This window comes from Providencia sp. PROV003 (assembly GCF_045040775.1).
Classification (GTDB): Bacteria; Pseudomonadota; Gammaproteobacteria; order Enterobacterales; family Enterobacteriaceae; genus Providencia; species Providencia huashanensis.
Map to the genome: position 1 here is coordinate 3286612 of NZ_CP096369.1, position 15038 is coordinate 3301649.

General features: G+C 41.8%; 14 protein-coding genes. 6 read left to right on the forward strand and 8 right to left on the reverse strand.

Annotated elements, in window-relative coordinates; all coding sequences use genetic code 11:
- The first annotated feature begins 21 nt into the window (after window positions 1-21).
- The 3 genes from M1F14_RS15055 to cmoB all read left to right on the forward strand — a co-directional run bounded on the left by M1F14_RS15055 (window position 22) and on the right by cmoB (window position 2272).
- Window positions 22-420 (forward strand): MAPEG family protein, encoded by a 399-nt coding sequence (locus M1F14_RS15055; protein WP_042843906.1) that lies wholly within the window; start codon window positions 22-24, stop codon window positions 418-420.
- Between the two features lie 128 nt (window positions 421-548).
- Complete coding sequence (gene cmoA, locus M1F14_RS15060) at window positions 549-1298, forward strand: carboxy-S-adenosyl-L-methionine synthase CmoA (protein WP_042843907.1); 750 nt, start codon at window positions 549-551, stop codon at window positions 1296-1298.
- Window positions 1299-1300: 2 nt separating this feature from the next.
- The gene (gene cmoB / locus M1F14_RS15065) at window positions 1301-2272 is read left to right on the forward strand and encodes a tRNA 5-methoxyuridine(34)/uridine 5-oxyacetic acid(34) synthase CmoB (protein WP_042843908.1); all 972 of its coding nucleotides are present in this window, start codon (window positions 1301-1303) and stop codon (window positions 2270-2272) included.
- 63 nt (window positions 2273-2335) lie between these two features.
- On the opposite strand, the gene M1F14_RS15070 is transcribed toward cmoB, so the two are convergent.
- The 5 genes from M1F14_RS15070 to M1F14_RS15090 form a co-directional block, all read right to left on the reverse strand.
- On the reverse strand, window positions 2336-3112 hold the full coding sequence (locus M1F14_RS15070; protein ID WP_129465872.1) for a DmsC/YnfH family molybdoenzyme membrane anchor subunit: 777 nt from the start codon (window positions 3110-3112) through the stop codon (window positions 2336-2338).
- Window position 3113: 1 nt separating this feature from the next.
- On the reverse strand, window positions 3114-3731 hold the full coding sequence (locus M1F14_RS15075; protein ID WP_042843910.1) for a DMSO/selenate family reductase complex B subunit: 618 nt from the start codon (window positions 3729-3731) through the stop codon (window positions 3114-3116).
- A 10-nt stretch (window positions 3732-3741) separates the two neighbouring features.
- Window positions 3742-6165: a DMSO/selenate family reductase complex A subunit gene (locus tag M1F14_RS15080; protein ID WP_042843911.1), complete on the reverse strand. Its 2424-nt coding sequence runs from the start codon at window positions 6163-6165 to the stop codon at window positions 3742-3744.
- A 281-nt stretch (window positions 6166-6446) separates the two neighbouring features.
- Window positions 6447-7208 (reverse strand): copper homeostasis protein CutC, encoded by a 762-nt coding sequence (gene cutC, locus M1F14_RS15085; protein WP_042843912.1) that lies wholly within the window; start codon window positions 7206-7208, stop codon window positions 6447-6449.
- A gap of 182 nt (window positions 7209-7390) precedes the next feature.
- Window positions 7391-7942, reverse strand: a complete 552-nt coding sequence (locus M1F14_RS15090) for a VOC family protein (protein WP_042844350.1) — start codon at window positions 7940-7942, stop codon at window positions 7391-7393.
- 170 nt (window positions 7943-8112) lie between these two features.
- Between M1F14_RS15090 and argS the strand changes: the two genes are divergently transcribed.
- A complete protein-coding gene (gene argS / locus M1F14_RS15095; protein ID WP_042843913.1) occupies window positions 8113-9843 on the forward strand; it encodes an arginine--tRNA ligase in 1731 nt (576 codons plus the stop codon).
- A 201-nt stretch (window positions 9844-10044) separates the two neighbouring features.
- Here argS and murJ read toward each other — a convergent pair whose 3' ends face one another.
- Both murJ and rimJ read right to left on the reverse strand, forming a co-directional pair.
- Window positions 10045-11583 (reverse strand): murein biosynthesis integral membrane protein MurJ, encoded by a 1539-nt coding sequence (murJ, locus tag M1F14_RS15100; protein ID WP_042843914.1) that lies wholly within the window; start codon window positions 11581-11583, stop codon window positions 10045-10047.
- Window positions 11584-11674: 91 nt separating this feature from the next.
- A complete protein-coding gene (rimJ, locus tag M1F14_RS15105; protein WP_181469254.1) occupies window positions 11675-12262 on the reverse strand; it encodes a ribosomal protein S5-alanine N-acetyltransferase in 588 nt (195 codons plus the stop codon).
- A gap of 274 nt (window positions 12263-12536) precedes the next feature.
- Between rimJ and mdtH the strand changes: the two genes are divergently transcribed.
- Together mdtH and M1F14_RS15115 are read left to right on the forward strand one after the other, a co-directional pair.
- Entirely contained in the window at window positions 12537-13742 is a 1206-nt protein-coding gene (mdtH, locus tag M1F14_RS15110; RefSeq protein WP_042843916.1) for a multidrug efflux MFS transporter MdtH, read from the forward strand.
- Between the two features lie 38 nt (window positions 13743-13780).
- Window positions 13781-14341, forward strand: a complete 561-nt coding sequence (locus M1F14_RS15115) for a lipoprotein (protein ID WP_042843917.1) — start codon at window positions 13781-13783, stop codon at window positions 14339-14341.
- Between the two features lie 143 nt (window positions 14342-14484).
- Here the strand turns inward: M1F14_RS15115 and M1F14_RS15120 are convergent, their stop codons facing one another.
- Entirely contained in the window at window positions 14485-15036 is a 552-nt protein-coding gene (locus M1F14_RS15120) for a molecular chaperone (protein ID WP_042843919.1), read from the reverse strand.
- Between the last annotated feature and the right edge of the window lie 2 nt (window positions 15037-15038).

Consider the following 15038-nt stretch of genomic DNA (forward strand, 5'->3'; position numbering starts at 1 on the left):
CGTTTTATGGTGGAGTAAAAAATGGTCAGCTCTTTGTACGCTGTACTAGGTGCCTTACTGCTACTTAGATTATCTTTAAATGTTGTGAAGCTGCGTAATCAATATCGTATAGCTTATGGTGATGGCGGTTTTTATGAATTACAAACTGCAATCCGTGTTCATGGCAATGCCATCGAATATATCCCTATCTCCCTTATTTTGTTACTTTTTATGGAGATGAACGGCGCACAAGTTTGGATGATCCACGTTTGTGGTCTTATCTTAATTGCGGGTCGCTTACTTCATTCCTATGGCTTAAAAAACCATGACTATACATATCGCCGTTCAGGTATGGTAGCAACCTACCTTGCTATGGCATTGATGGTTATGGCAAACACTTATTATTTGCCATGGATACAAATCGTTTCGTTTAATCTTTAATTTTTATCGTCTATACGGCACTTACTCACGTGCCGCCGCATTATTCCATGGTATATGGATAGATTTTCAGAAAGCAGCCTTTCTGATACAATCCCCCACTACTTTTGTTTTTGATTAATACAGAACTTATGTCAAGTCAGGACCCAACCCAAAAAGACAGCCTTTTTTCTGCACCTATTGCTAACCTTGGTGATTGGCAATTCGATGAAAAAGTTGCCGAAGTTTTTCCCGATATGATCCAGCGTTCAGTACCGGGGTATTCAAATATTATTACCATGATTGGCATGCTTGCTGGTCGTTTTGTTAAGCCACACAGCCGAGTCTATGACTTAGGGTGTTCGCTAGGTGCTGCCACTTTATCTATAAGACGCAACATTACCGTCGAAAATAGCCAAATCATCGCAGTCGATAATTCACCTGCAATGGTCGAGCGATGCCGTCGTCATATTGATGCTTACCGTGCAGATACACCGGTTGAGGTTATTGAAGGCGATATTCGAGATATCAATATCGAAAATGCCTCAATGGTTGTGCTCAATTTTACCTTACAATTCCTCAATCCGAATGACCGCCAGTTATTACTGAATAAAATTTATCAGGGGTTACAACCAGGTGGTATCTTAGTACTTTCTGAAAAATTTAATTTTGAGGATCAAAAAATCGGTGAATTATTGTTCAATATGCACCACGATTTTAAACGTGCAAATGGCTACAGTGAGCTAGAAATTAGCCAAAAACGCAGCATGCTAGAAAATGTGATGCTGACAGATTCTGTTGAAGCTCATAAAGAACGCCTAAAAAATGCAGGTTTTACTCACTGTGAGGTTTGGTTCCAGTGCTTTAATTTCGGTTCACTTCTAGCACTTAAAGAGGCTTGAGTATGATTGATTTTGGTCGTTTTTACCAACAAATCGCTGTTGGCCCTTTAAGTCATTGGCTTGAAACCCTTCCAGCGCAAATTACTGAATGGAAAAAGCAAGGTTTACATGGCGGTTTTTCCTCATGGGAAAAAATGTTAGATAACTTACCTGTCATGACACCAACACATTTAGATTTACTCAACAGTGTCACTGCCACACGTGAGCCCGAACTGACATCCGGTGAGACTCGACGTTTAAATAATATCCTTGAGCAATTAATGCCTTGGCGAAAGGGGCCATTTTCACTGTATGGCGTCAATATTGATACCGAATGGCGTTCTGATTGGAAATGGGATCGCGTTTTGCCTCATATTTCGTCGTTAAAAGACCGCTATGTGTTAGATGTCGGTTGTGGAAGCGGTTATCACATGTGGCGCATGTTAGGACAACAAGCTAAATTTGTCGTCGGCATTGACCCAACAGAGCTGTTTTTATGCCAGTTCGAAGCAGTCAGAAAACTATTAGGGGATGACCAACGTGCCCATTTATTACCTCTAGGGATAGAGCAACTCCCTGCACTTAACGCGTTTGATACCGTATTTTCAATGGGTGTACTATATCACCGTCGTTCACCACTTGATCACTTATGGCAACTGAAAAATCAGTTAGTTAACGAAGGTGAATTGGTCCTTGAAAGCCTTGTCATTGAAGGTGATGAGTTCCAATGTCTAATCCCGGGTGATCGCTATGCTCAAATGCGCAATGTGTACTTTATTCCTTCAGCTAAAATGCTCAAAGTTTGGTTAGAGAAATGTGGTTTTGTGGATGTACGTATTGTTGACCAAGCGGTGACATCTTTGGAAGAACAGCGCCGCACACAATGGATGAGAACAGATTCATTAGCGGAGTTTTTAGACCCTAATGACCAAACTAAAACCATTGAAGGTTATCCTGCACCGTTACGCGCTATCTTAGTTGCTCGCAAACCTTAAAACTAAAAACGCCTAGGGGAAGTTTCCCATAGGCGTTTATTTTAATGGTTATTTATCAGAAAGTTACATTGTTATTTGCCATAAATTATAAAAAGCAATTCGACCCGACAACTCTGCTAAGATCACGGCTATTGCACAAATACCCAGTAGCGCCGTCGAATTCCGTCCCCGGTATAAAAGTGCTGGGAAAACAAACAGCATCAATGCGAGAACAACCAGTTGGAAGCTCCAAAAACCCGCTTGTTCCGCACTAATTTCAGGCCCTGTTTCACCCAAAAATGACACATAAGCGGCTCTTGTAGCAAAAATAATAACTGCCCCAATAAGGAAGGCCAAAGCCCCTAACCGCTGAGCACCCAATAGAATGGCTAATGCCCCTCCACCGACTAGCAACGTCATCCACATTTGTAAGGTTGTGAAGACAGTAAACCAATTAGCAACTGTGGCAATGTTATAAACTTGTGGAATTGACCATACAAATGCCAAACCAAAAATCACCGTGCCGATGTTACATAATTCACTTAATGCTTTATTTTTAATAAATAAAGTAAACAGTAAAGTTGCAGCCCCAAAAGCGACAAAAATACCACTCAATAAAGCTTCATTACTCATTGGTGAGCGGCCAACGCCTAATAGCATATTAAAGAAGCGCAAAGGTTGCCCCACATGCAGTGCCCCCAAAGCTAACGCAATTATCATCGTAATAAAAGCTACTATATTGGCGTTACGCAATTGGTACTCATCAACCATCCCTATCTTTTTACTTAAATAAGCAAGTAAATATAGACCCGCTGCTGACTGACCCAATACGGTAAAAAATACAAGAGGAAGTTCGTGCATGTTATACCTCCGCCGGGTTTTGTAATTTACCGCTCGTATCACCATAAGGCTTCGCGTCTTTATGCGGTTTAATCACAATATTAGGGTTGGTTAGATTAGGATTTGGCATAGGTGCAATACCACTTATATTACCGTGACGTTCACGAAGTATATTGATATCGTCAAAATCTAATGCTCGCTGAGGGCAAGACTCCACACACACAGGTTTCATCCCCTTTTCAACTCGTTCGTAGCAACCATCGCATTTGCTCATCAGATGTTTCTTTTCATCGTACTGTGGCGCACCATAAGGACAACGTAATTCGCAGTAGCGACAGCCAACACAAACACTTTGGTCGACGACAACTAAGCCATCCTGTTCTCGCTTATGCATGGCTCCCGTTGGGCACCCTTCAACACAAGTCGGGTTAGAACAATGGTTACACGAAATGGATAAGTAATAGCTATAGACATTTTGTTGCCAAATGCCATCTTGCTGCTGCCAACTTCCACCACCGAACTCATAGACTCGACGAAATTTAGGCCCTAAATCGAGATCTTTTTCATCTTTACAACTGACCTGACAAGTTTTACATCCCGTGCATTTCGTTGAGTCAAAATAAAAACCATACTGTTTCATCAATCACTCCTTATGCACGTTTTACGTCAACTAAGTTAGTATGTTGAGGGTTACCCTTCACTAAGGCCGATGGCTGTTGGGTGGTTAATGTATTAATACATCCACCAATATCAACACCCTCATCATTCACTTCACGCCAAGCACCTTGTGGAACAGCAATAACCCCCGGTAAAACACGCTCAGTGACTTTAGCTTTGATATACATTCGCCCGCGGTCATTAAATATTTCGGTATTATCACCATCCTTGATCCCTCTAGCAGAAGCATCGATTGGGTTAATCCAATATTGATGGGGTACCGCTTCTCGCAATATTGCAATATTAAAATAAGACGAATGCGCATGGCCCTTATCATGGTAGCCGGTCATTTGTAGCGGATATTTTTGTTTAGCTTGTTTGTTTTCAACACCTTCTGTATTTACGCAATATTCAGGTACTGCTGGAATGCGTTGGTCTGACGGGTATTCCCACTCTTTCGCTATCTTCGCTAACCGTTCTGAATAGATCTCAATTTTCCCTGATGGTGTCGGTAGAGGAGCCGTTTCTGGTGAGTCACGGAATGATTTTAATGCAATATAGTCCGCACTATTCGCCAGTTTTCTATCGACAATCCCCATATCATTTGTTTCTTCAAATGTCGGTAAATGCGGGTTTTTCTCGCGCATTTGATTGTAGCAGTACTCAATCCACTGCTCATGGGTACGCCCTTCGGTAAATTGCTCTTTAATACCTAGTTTTTGCGCAATATCAGCCAGTACATCATAAGATTGGCGGCACTCCCATAATGGCGTAATCGCGTTTTGCAGGCGAATTGCATAATGATATGCACCACTTGCATAGGAATTATTGATCAGGTCATTAGACTCTACGCTCGTGACATCAGGTAAGATCAAATCTGCATATTTTGTCGATGGCGTCATATGTGTGTCCCAAACAAGGATAAATTCACACAAAGACTCATCCGTCAAAATGTTGTGAGTTTTATTTAAATCAGAGTGTTGATTGCCAGTAACATTGCTTGCGTAATGCCATAAGAATTTTACATTTGTTTCGAGGCGCTCTTTACCGATAAGCGTCGAATTTGTTGCTGTCATCTCCGTTCCACGGGCAATGGCATCCGTCCACATAAAACAAGGGATTTTAGTCTTGACTGGGTTAGGAATAGCAAACCCTGGCACTGAATAAGCAACATTACCGCCCCATCCTCCAGCGTTGGTACCAGGACGGCCAATATGGCCCGTAACAATGGGCAGCATCATCACTGCGCGAGAAGCCTGCTCGCCTGACGCTGTTCTTTGCAGCCCCCAACCTTGAGAGATCCACGCTGCTTTAGCATTCCCTAATTCACGAGCTAGTTGAACAATACGGGTAGCTGAAACGCCAGTAATTCGGCTCGCCCATTCAGGTGTCTTTTCTATGCCATCATCACCTTTGCCTAAAATATAATCTTTATAAGAGCCATTTTTTGGCGCAGACTCAGGCAATGTTTGGCTATCCCAACCAACACAGTATTGGGCTAAGAATGCCTCATCAGTTAGCTGTTCTTTAATTAAAGTATGGATGATTGCAGCAACCAAAGCCCCATCTGTCCCGGGGTAAATAGGTATCCACTCAGCGCCAAGTGTTGTCACACTATCTGTCCGGCGTGGGTCAATAATAATCACTTTAGCTTTGCTTTTTTCTAATGCATGGAGGGTTTCATAAAATTGCCCACCACCTGACATGCGTGTTTCTGCAATATTATGACCGAACATCACCACTAAATCGCTATTCGCAATTTCAGACAACAGTGAGTCGTCTAATTTCCCATAAACATAGGGAATAACACCGTTTATTTGCGCGGTTGAATAGGTACCATGTTGGTCAAGGAACCCACCCAGTTGGCTTAATAGGCGCTTACAAGCATTACGCCCTTGTAAATTTGCTCCTGTCGAGCCTGAACCATATTGGTAATAAATAGCTTCATTACCATAAGTATCAATAGTAGAACGTAGTTTTTGTGCCACTATTGTTGTTGCTTCATCCCAAGTGATACGTTTAAATTTCCCTTCTCCGCGCTTTCCTGTACGTAATAGCGGGTACTTCAGTCTATCTGGGTTGTAGGTTTTCCAACGAACAGAGCGCCCTCTTAAGCATGGGCGTATTTGATGTAAACCAAATTGCGAGTCATCATACATAGTCTCATTGGAGATTCGGGTAATTACATCATCCTTCACATGCACTTTTAACGGGCACCTGCTCCCACAATTCACTAAACATGCGCTGTATTTAATCGTTTCATTGATTTCATCAGGTTGAATGGTAACTGGTGGTGTTGCTTGAGCAGAGAAAGGTAAAGTGATGGAACTGACAATGGCCGTTGTGGTCGCGACTGATGCAGAGGCTTGAATAAATTGCCGCCTACTCAGCGCTTTTTTTCTGATATTGTTAATCATTACATTGCTACCTTTTATTATTATAAATTGAATTACATCGTATTTTTATAGTAATTAAATAGTAGCCATATAAAAAACATGGTTAATTGATATGCATCAACACAACCGATAATCACACCATTAATAGCAAATAAATCATATTATTTACGGTATTAAGCGGTATTTATTAATGAATTAACTGCTAAAAAGCGCAAAAGCAATAAGGAAAACCAATTCATTGATTTTCCTTATCTTATACACAACACCTAAATACCGTATTGTTGAATGCCTTAAATTATCAGCTACGCAGAGGCTTTTTCTGTAATAGAAATAAAGTCTTTCATCGCTTCTACCGTTGGCCCATCAACACAATAATGAGTAAATTCATCACTTTCACTATTTGATGCCATTGTGACACCGACTTTACGATAATTCATCGTTGAAGGGACGGTTTTACCCGCTGAGCTATGAACTTCGGTCAAACCTATTTCGATAAACTTACTTAAATTAGCTAAACGAACGCCAGCCCCGGCCATGATTTTCGGCCCATCCATCTGGCGGCTTTTTTCATGCAGTTCTTTCAGGAGAGGTAAGCCCAATTCTGCACCTTGTTGTTGGCCAGAAGTTAATATCCGTGCAACACCTAGCTCTTTTAACTGTTCTAGTCCAAGCATTGGGTTGATACACATATCAAATGCGCGGTGGAATGTGATATTCATTCCCTGTGCTATTTCCATTAGTACCTGCATTCGGTTAATGTCAATACGTCCCTCTGTATCAAGGACTCCCACGACTGCCCCAGGAAACCCCATTTCTTTAATCATGACTAAATCTTCACAAATAACATCAAACTCACTAACGTTATAACAAAAATCACCACCCCGAGGACGAATAATAGGATGAACTGGAATATAAAGTTTTTCCCTTGCTAATTTCAGATAACCATAACTTGGTGTCAGCCCACCATCTGCGGCGCCAGAGCACAATTCGATACGATCCGCACCATATTCTTGCGCCACTTGGGCACATTCGATCCCGAAACAGCAAATTTCCAGTTTTGCCATGATGACCTCCAAAAAGTGGCAATAAAGCTAATGCTTTAAATACCCTACAATAACAGTAGGGTTATAATGTTAAACGTTAACACTTGAATTAATAATGCCATTAATCAGTGAATGTTATCGGATGGATATCACACCCCGAAAAGTTAACGGGGACTATTGATCAATAACGTTACTTGTATCACTTATTTTTCACTTTCAATTATCTTTTTTAGCGAAAATGGATGGTATTTAACCGTTATCTCACCATTTGACACTGCTAATGTTGGATTAGGCAACCTTTCTTGCTGGCCTTTGGGTTGACTTACTTTGATCCTGTAGCCATAAGGTAGCGGGTCTGGCAGTAGAGCACGTGCTGCCATTTCTAATTGTGAAGGCTCAACATCAATGACCATCTCAATATGTTCCCAGCTTTCTTTTGGGTAGATTTTATCTTTAGGGAATGGAAGCTCAATAATATAAACATCCTGCTGTGCAATACTAATCGGCTCTGCTAGCTCATATAAACGTATTGGGCGGCCATTGATAAGGTTATCTGACACCAGTTGCGCGCACTGCATTAAACCTTGGTGCCAACGTTCTGCGGTGTTAATCTGATGGCAACGTACTGAGATATGGTCAATAAGATATGATGACAAGGATAAATTTAATTCCTCAGCCATCTGCTGTAATTTATCCCTAAATACAGGTAAATCGTCCCATAAATCTTGTAATTGTGAAACTTCACTCAATTTCATGACGCCAAAAGCCCCTTTCAATAAAACTAATCCCCTAAACAATGGCGCAGACTGTAGCATGAGAGCCCTAAAATGTGGTATAAAACCTGCCGATTTTTCTCTTCCACCTTTTAGTTCTGCGCATGTGATGGCACAATGCGGTAACTATGTTCGTAATTTAAGGTATTTCGGTGAATATTCAGGCGATTCTTTCAGATAAAATTGGTGCTGCAATGCTAGCAGCAGGTGCTCCAGAAGGCAGTGACGCGCTGGTACGTCAGTCCGCGAAGGCTCAGTTTGGCGATTATCAAGCCAACGGGGTAATGGGCGCTGCTAAAAAAATGGGGATGGCTCCGAGACAACTTGCTGAGCAGGTTGTTAATCACCTTGATTTGGACGGGGTTGCAAGCAAAATCGAAATTGCAGGTCCTGGGTTTATTAATATTTTCCTTGAACCGACTTGGATAGAGAAACATATCGAAGACGCTTTAACTTCACAACGGTTAGGCATCGCACCCGTTAAACCTGAAACGATTGTTATTGACTACTCCGCACCAAATGTTGCAAAACAAATGCACGTTGGTCATTTACGTTCAACTATCATTGGTGACGCTGCCGCGCGTACTCAAGAATATCTTGGTCATAAAGTGATCCGTGCCAACCACGTAGGTGATTGGGGTACGCAATTTGGTATGTTAATTGCCTACCTTGAAAAAGTACAAAACGAAGATGCAAGTGATATGGCCCTTGCTGACCTCGAAGCGTTTTACCGTGAAGCGAAAAAGCATTACGACGAAGATGAAGAGTTTGCCGTGCGTGCCCGTGGCTACGTAGTAAAACTTCAGTCAGGTGATGAATACTGCCGCCAAATGTGGCGTAAATTGGTTGATATCACCATGCAACAAAATCAACAAACTTACCGCCGTTTAAACGTCACATTAACTGAAGATGACGTGATGGGTGAAAGCTTATATAACAGCATGTTACCTAATATTGTCGCGGACTTAAAAGCAAAAGGCCTTGCGGTTGAAAGCGAAGGTGCGACGGTTGTCTTTCTTGACGAGTTTAAAAACAAGGAAGGCGAGCCTATGGGGGTAATAGTTCAGAAGAAAGACGGCGGCTTCTTATACACCACCACAGATATTGCTTGTGCCAAATACCGCTATGAAACCCTACATGCTGACCGTTCGCTGTATTATATTGACTCACGCCAACATCAACATTTAATGCAAGCATGGACTATCGTGCGCAAAGCCGGTTACATCCCTGAATCCATGTCTTTGGAACACCATATGTTTGGTATGATGTTGGGTAAAGATGGTAAACCATTTAAGACTCGCACAGGCGGAACGGTACGTTTATCTGACTTACTTGATGAGGCTATTGAACGCGCACAAAACCTGATCCGCGAGAAAAACCCTGAAATGCCAGAGGACGAGCTGGTCAATGTTGCAAATGTTGTGGGCATTGGTGCGGTTAAGTATGCTGACCTGTCAAAAAATAGAACCACAGATTACATTTTTGATTGGGATAACATGCTAGCCTTCGAAGGAAATACAGCTCCTTACATGCAATATGCTTATACGCGTGTGGCCTCTATCTTCAAAAAGGCTAACTTAAGCCACACTGACCTCACTTTACCGATTTCATTACAAGATCCACGTGAAATTGCACTAGCAACACGGTTATTACAGTTTGAAGAAACCATCCTGACAGTAGCAAGGGAAGGAACTCCTCATGTTATGTGTGCCTATTTATACGAATTGGCTGGGTTATTCTCAAGTTTCTACGAGCATTGCCCTATTCTGTCAGCGGAAAATGAAAATCAACGTCAAAGCCGCCTGAAACTTGCAGCATTAACACAAAAAACACTGAAAACTGGTTTAGATACACTTGGTATAGAAACCGTTGAAAGAATGTAATTGTAGCTATCAAGCCCAAAAAACAGCCCACTATGTGGGCTGTTTTTTTATGCTTAGAGACTAAACTCTTTGTCACTTTTCTAGATTTCATTGATGGAATTACCAACCTCATCATAAAAACAAATGATAAGGCTCGCGAAAAAAACAACAAAAAAGCCCAATACATTGATTGGGCCTTTCAACATTAGTCCGATATACAGCTTAAGCGATACTGCGTTTCATAAAATCACGTGGCCGAAAACCGAGGGCGAACAAGGCAATAAAATAACTAGCCGCACCAATAACCACCACCATAATTAAACGTAGCATGCGCATTAGCATATTCCCTTCTTGCCATGATGGCATAAAGTGCAATACACCAAATAACACAAGCCCCATTACCACTAAAGCAACTAATAATTTAAATAGAAAACCTTTCCAGCCAGCTAGAGGTTGGAAAATATCTTGTTTACGTAATTGCCAATACAGAACACCGGCATTGAAGCACGCTGCTAAGCCAATAGACAAGGCTAAGCCAGCATGCTGGAGTGGCCCAATAAAAGCCAAGTTCATCAATTGAGTTAATATTAAAGTCACGATAGCAATTTTAACTGGTGTGCGAATATCTTGGCGTGAATAAAACCCCGGCGCTAAAATTTTTACTAAAATCATCCCTGTCAAACCCACACAATAAGCCACTAAAGCATATTGTGTCATCAAAGAATCATGAGCCGTAAAATTGCCATATTGGAAAAGAGAAACCGTTAACGCTTCAGATAATATTGCTAACCCAAGAGCACAAGGTAGCGCCAATAGTAGACAAAGACGCAACCCCCAATCCATTAACTGACGATATTCATTCTGGTTACCGCTTGTGAAACTTTTCGCCAACGACGGCAGCAGAATAGTCCCTAAGGCGACCCCGAGTACACCAGACGGTAACTCCATCAGGCGGTCTGCATAGTACATCCAAGAAACCGAGCCTGACTGCAAAAATGAAGCAAAAATAGTATTAATAATTAATGAGATTTGCGCGACAGATACCCCAATAATAGCGGGCCCCATCATTTTCATTACACGCCAAACGCCGCTATCTCGAAATGAAAGACGTGGCAGAACTAACATACCAACCTTTTTTAAATAAGGTAGCTGATAGACTAACTGTAAAACCCCACCCACAAGTACTGCCCATGCAAGAGACATAATCGGTGGATCAAAATAAGGGGCAGCAAAAGCAGCAAAAATGATCATGCTGACATTGAGCAAGGTTGGGGCAAAGGCTGGAACAGAAAAACGGTTCCAAGTATTCAGGATTGCTCCCGCTAATGAGGCGAGTGAAATCAAAAAGATATACGGAAAAGTGACACGAAGTAAATCCGTTGTTAGGGCAAATTTACCCGCATCATCGGTAAACCCTGGGGCAGTTACATAAATAATCCAAGGTGCCGCCACCATACCAGCCACCGTCACAATTGCCAGTGCCAGTGTTAGCATCCCTGCAATATAAGCAACAAATGTACGAGTTGCCTCTTCGCCTTGCTGATTTTTATATTCAGCTAATATAGGAACGAAAGCTTGAGAAAACGCGCCTTCTGCAAAAATCCGACGCAATAAATTTGGTAATTTAAACGCGACAAAAAAGGCGTCAGCTGCAGCCCCAGCGCCAAAAACCCGAGCAATGATAGCATCACGAATAAACCCAAGCACACGGGACATCATGGTCATTGAGCTTACAGCTGCTAGCGATTTTAATAAATTCATGATTGATAAACTAAAAGAATACAATCGTATCAGTTTAACAGCGCCCGCTGCTACTGACTACGATTGAAAAGTAAATTAGGAGTTTAGGTATTTAAACTTTATGGCGTCCCCACGCATCATCGGTTAATGCCGTCAAGACATGATCTCGCCATTCACCATTGATTTGTAAGTACTGCCTTGCATAACCTTCACGTTCAAAGCCCAACCTCGCCAGAAGGTTACCACTACGCATATTATGAGGCATATAATTAGCCATAATACGGTGCATTTTTTGATGCTTTTGCATATAACGCGTCACTTGCGTTAATGCCTCATACATCAAGCCATGACCTTGCCATTTCTCACCTAAGGAATACCCTAAATAACATGCATGAAATGAACCTCGTAGGATATTACTAAAGTTAGCAACCCCCATCACTTCATTTTCTTCTTTATCTAGTAAAAGAAAATGATAAGCACTTCCTTCACGGTGCATTTCATTCATCACTTGTAACCGGTTTTGCCAACCTGCGGGTTGATAATGTGAATTATCCCGCGTTGGTTCCCACGGCATCAAAAAATCTTTATTCAAACTATAATAATCAGCAAGTCGATAATTATCACGTTCATAAGTCAAACGAATAATCATTCTATCAGTAATAAGACGTACTTTAGGTACATTTGAACGATAACCAAACATCGTTAACCCTTAATTAATAATAAACCCTGACAACTGTTCTAGATTGTAATTTAAAGACCTAGGAGCATACATAAATATGTGACTAGACTTGTTTAACGCAACCAATAACACTGCGATGCAAAATATGGCGGCTATTTATCGATAAAAATAAATCATCAATAACCACCTTTACCCACGATAAAAAAATATCATCTATTGCCTCATATTATACTGATATTATTGACAAGTAACATTAAGGTTCCATCCCTCTTGGCTATTTTTCTAATGGTGTGTCATGGCGCAGGTGTCACGGGCAAGAAGCCTTGGTAAGTATTTCCTTTTATTCGACAACATGTTAGTTGTTCTCGGGTTTTTTGTCGTTTTTCCCCTTATTTCAATTCGATTTGTTGACCAGCTAGGTTGGGCAGCCGTAATCGTTGGTTTTGCCTTAGGCCTTAGGCAATTTGTACAGCAAGGTTTAGGTATTTTTGGGGGAGCTATCGCTGACCGTTTTGGCGCCAAGCCCATGATTGTAATTGGAATGCTGTTGCGTGCTAGCGGGTTCGCCGTCATGGCAGTTGCCCATGACCCGTGGGTTTTATGGCTATCCTGTGTACTTTCAGCTCTTGGCGGCACCCTGTTTGACCCACCCAGAACTGCGCTTGTGATCAAATTAACTCGTCCTTACGAACGTGGGCGCTTCTATTCTTTGCTGTTAATGCAAGACAGCGCTGGGGCAGTAATTGGTGCCTTAATTGGGAGCTGGCTTTTACAATACGACTTCCACTATGTTTGCTGGGTAGGAGCCGCTGTCTTTGTTATTGCGGCTATTTGTAACGCTTGGTTATTACCTGCTTACCGCATTTCAACCGTTAGAACCCCAATAAAAGAAGGTATGGCTCGGGTATTAAAAGATAAACGTTTTGTCACTTATGTTGTAACTCTAGCGGGTTACTTCATGTTATCTGTGCAAGTTATGTTAATGTTTCCTATCGTTGTTAATGAATTGGCAGGGACACCAACCGCGGTCAAATGGATGTACGCTATCGAAGCCGCGATATCTTTAACATTGCTCTACCCGATTGCGCGCTGGAGTGAAAAACATTTCCGCCTTGAACAACGCCTGATGGCCGGTTTATTTTTGATGAGCATCAGCATGTTCCCAATTGGAATGACAACTTCGCTCAATACATTATTTGCACTTATTTGCCTGTTTTATCTTGGAACCGTTACCGCTGACCCCGCTAGAGAAACTCTCAGTGCTTCTCTCGCAGATCCTCGTGCTCGTGGCAGCTATATGGGGTTTAGCCGCTTAGGCTTAGCATTAGGAGGAGCCGTCGGTTATACCGGAGGCGGCTGGATGTATGATATTGGCCATCAATGGAATATGCCGCAACTACCGTGGTTTTTATTAGGCATTATCGGCTTTATTACTTTATGGGCACTCCACAAGCAATTTAATCGTAAAAAAATAGAAACAGTCATGTTGAGTGGGCAGTAATACGCTAAACTAGCAGTATTATTGTAAAAGGAGTCATTATGAAAAAATTTTTATTGGCGACAATGATTGGCTTTCTCACTTTGTTGACTGGCTGTAGTCAATTATCTGAATTCAGTATTAGTGAATCACAAATTAATAACTATCTGGCGAACAAAGTAAAATACGACCACAAGGTTGGGGTAACCGGCTTTGCAGATGCGGATATTCAACTGGCGAATTTAAAATCAGAAATTGGCCGCAGTGAACCGGGGAAGATAGCACTAACTGGGGATGCAACCGTTAAATTAGACTCCCTGATTGGTAAAGCGGAAGCGCAAATTAACCTCACGCTGACCGCCCGCCCATACTTTGACGCACAAACAGGCTCTATTTACCTAAAAGAATTAAATATTAGCCAATATACGGTGATGCCAGAAAAAATGGACACCGCAATGTCAGCCGTTATCCCTTATTTGAATAGCTCCCTTGAAACATTTTTCGAAACTCAGCCTGTTTATGTATTAAACCCAGATAACGGTGCAGCTGAGGCAACCGCTAAAAAATTAGCGAAAGGCTTAGAAATAAAACCCGGTAAACTGGTCATTCCATTAGTTGATTAGTTATCACCATAAATTATTTCGATTGAGAAACGCATTTAAGGCAACAGAGAAATCTGTTGCCTTTCTAGTTCAATCAAAAATATTAATCAATGCATGAGAATACTAGGCTAAAACCGGCCTCTCCTGATGTGACCCTGTCACAATCACTCTATTTCTGAATCCAACTCATCACGTAAAGCAATAACAGCGTCACGAGTAATTTGTGCCAGCGTACGATAAAATGCCGTTTTGGCGTGAGCTTCAACTTTACCTAAAAAAGTACCATACCAACTTAGGATATAACTATCGAATAGCTCTTCTTGTGCGGCTATTTCATCTTCCGCTGCTTGGTCTTCCAACCACGATGCTGCCAGTAATAAAGCCCCAAATGCGTCTGTTGGTGCATCGGTTAAAGACATGCCTCTCACCGTTAAAAACTCACGGACCTCTGCCTCAGTGATTTCGGAGTCGTAATCATTCGCTAGCATTGATACTGCCGGCACTTCACCCGTAAATAACGCATGATAATCCGCACTAATGGCTTTGACATCTAACCCTGTTGACATACGAGACCAAAGTTCATCTTGCTCTAATGGCCATGATGCTTTCAGTTTATCTTGTGCGATCAGGTCAATCAGCGGTTTAACTAGGCTGTCATCAGGGCTACGTTGAAATAGTGTGCCTAAAATACGGCAAACGATTGAAAATTCGTTCATAT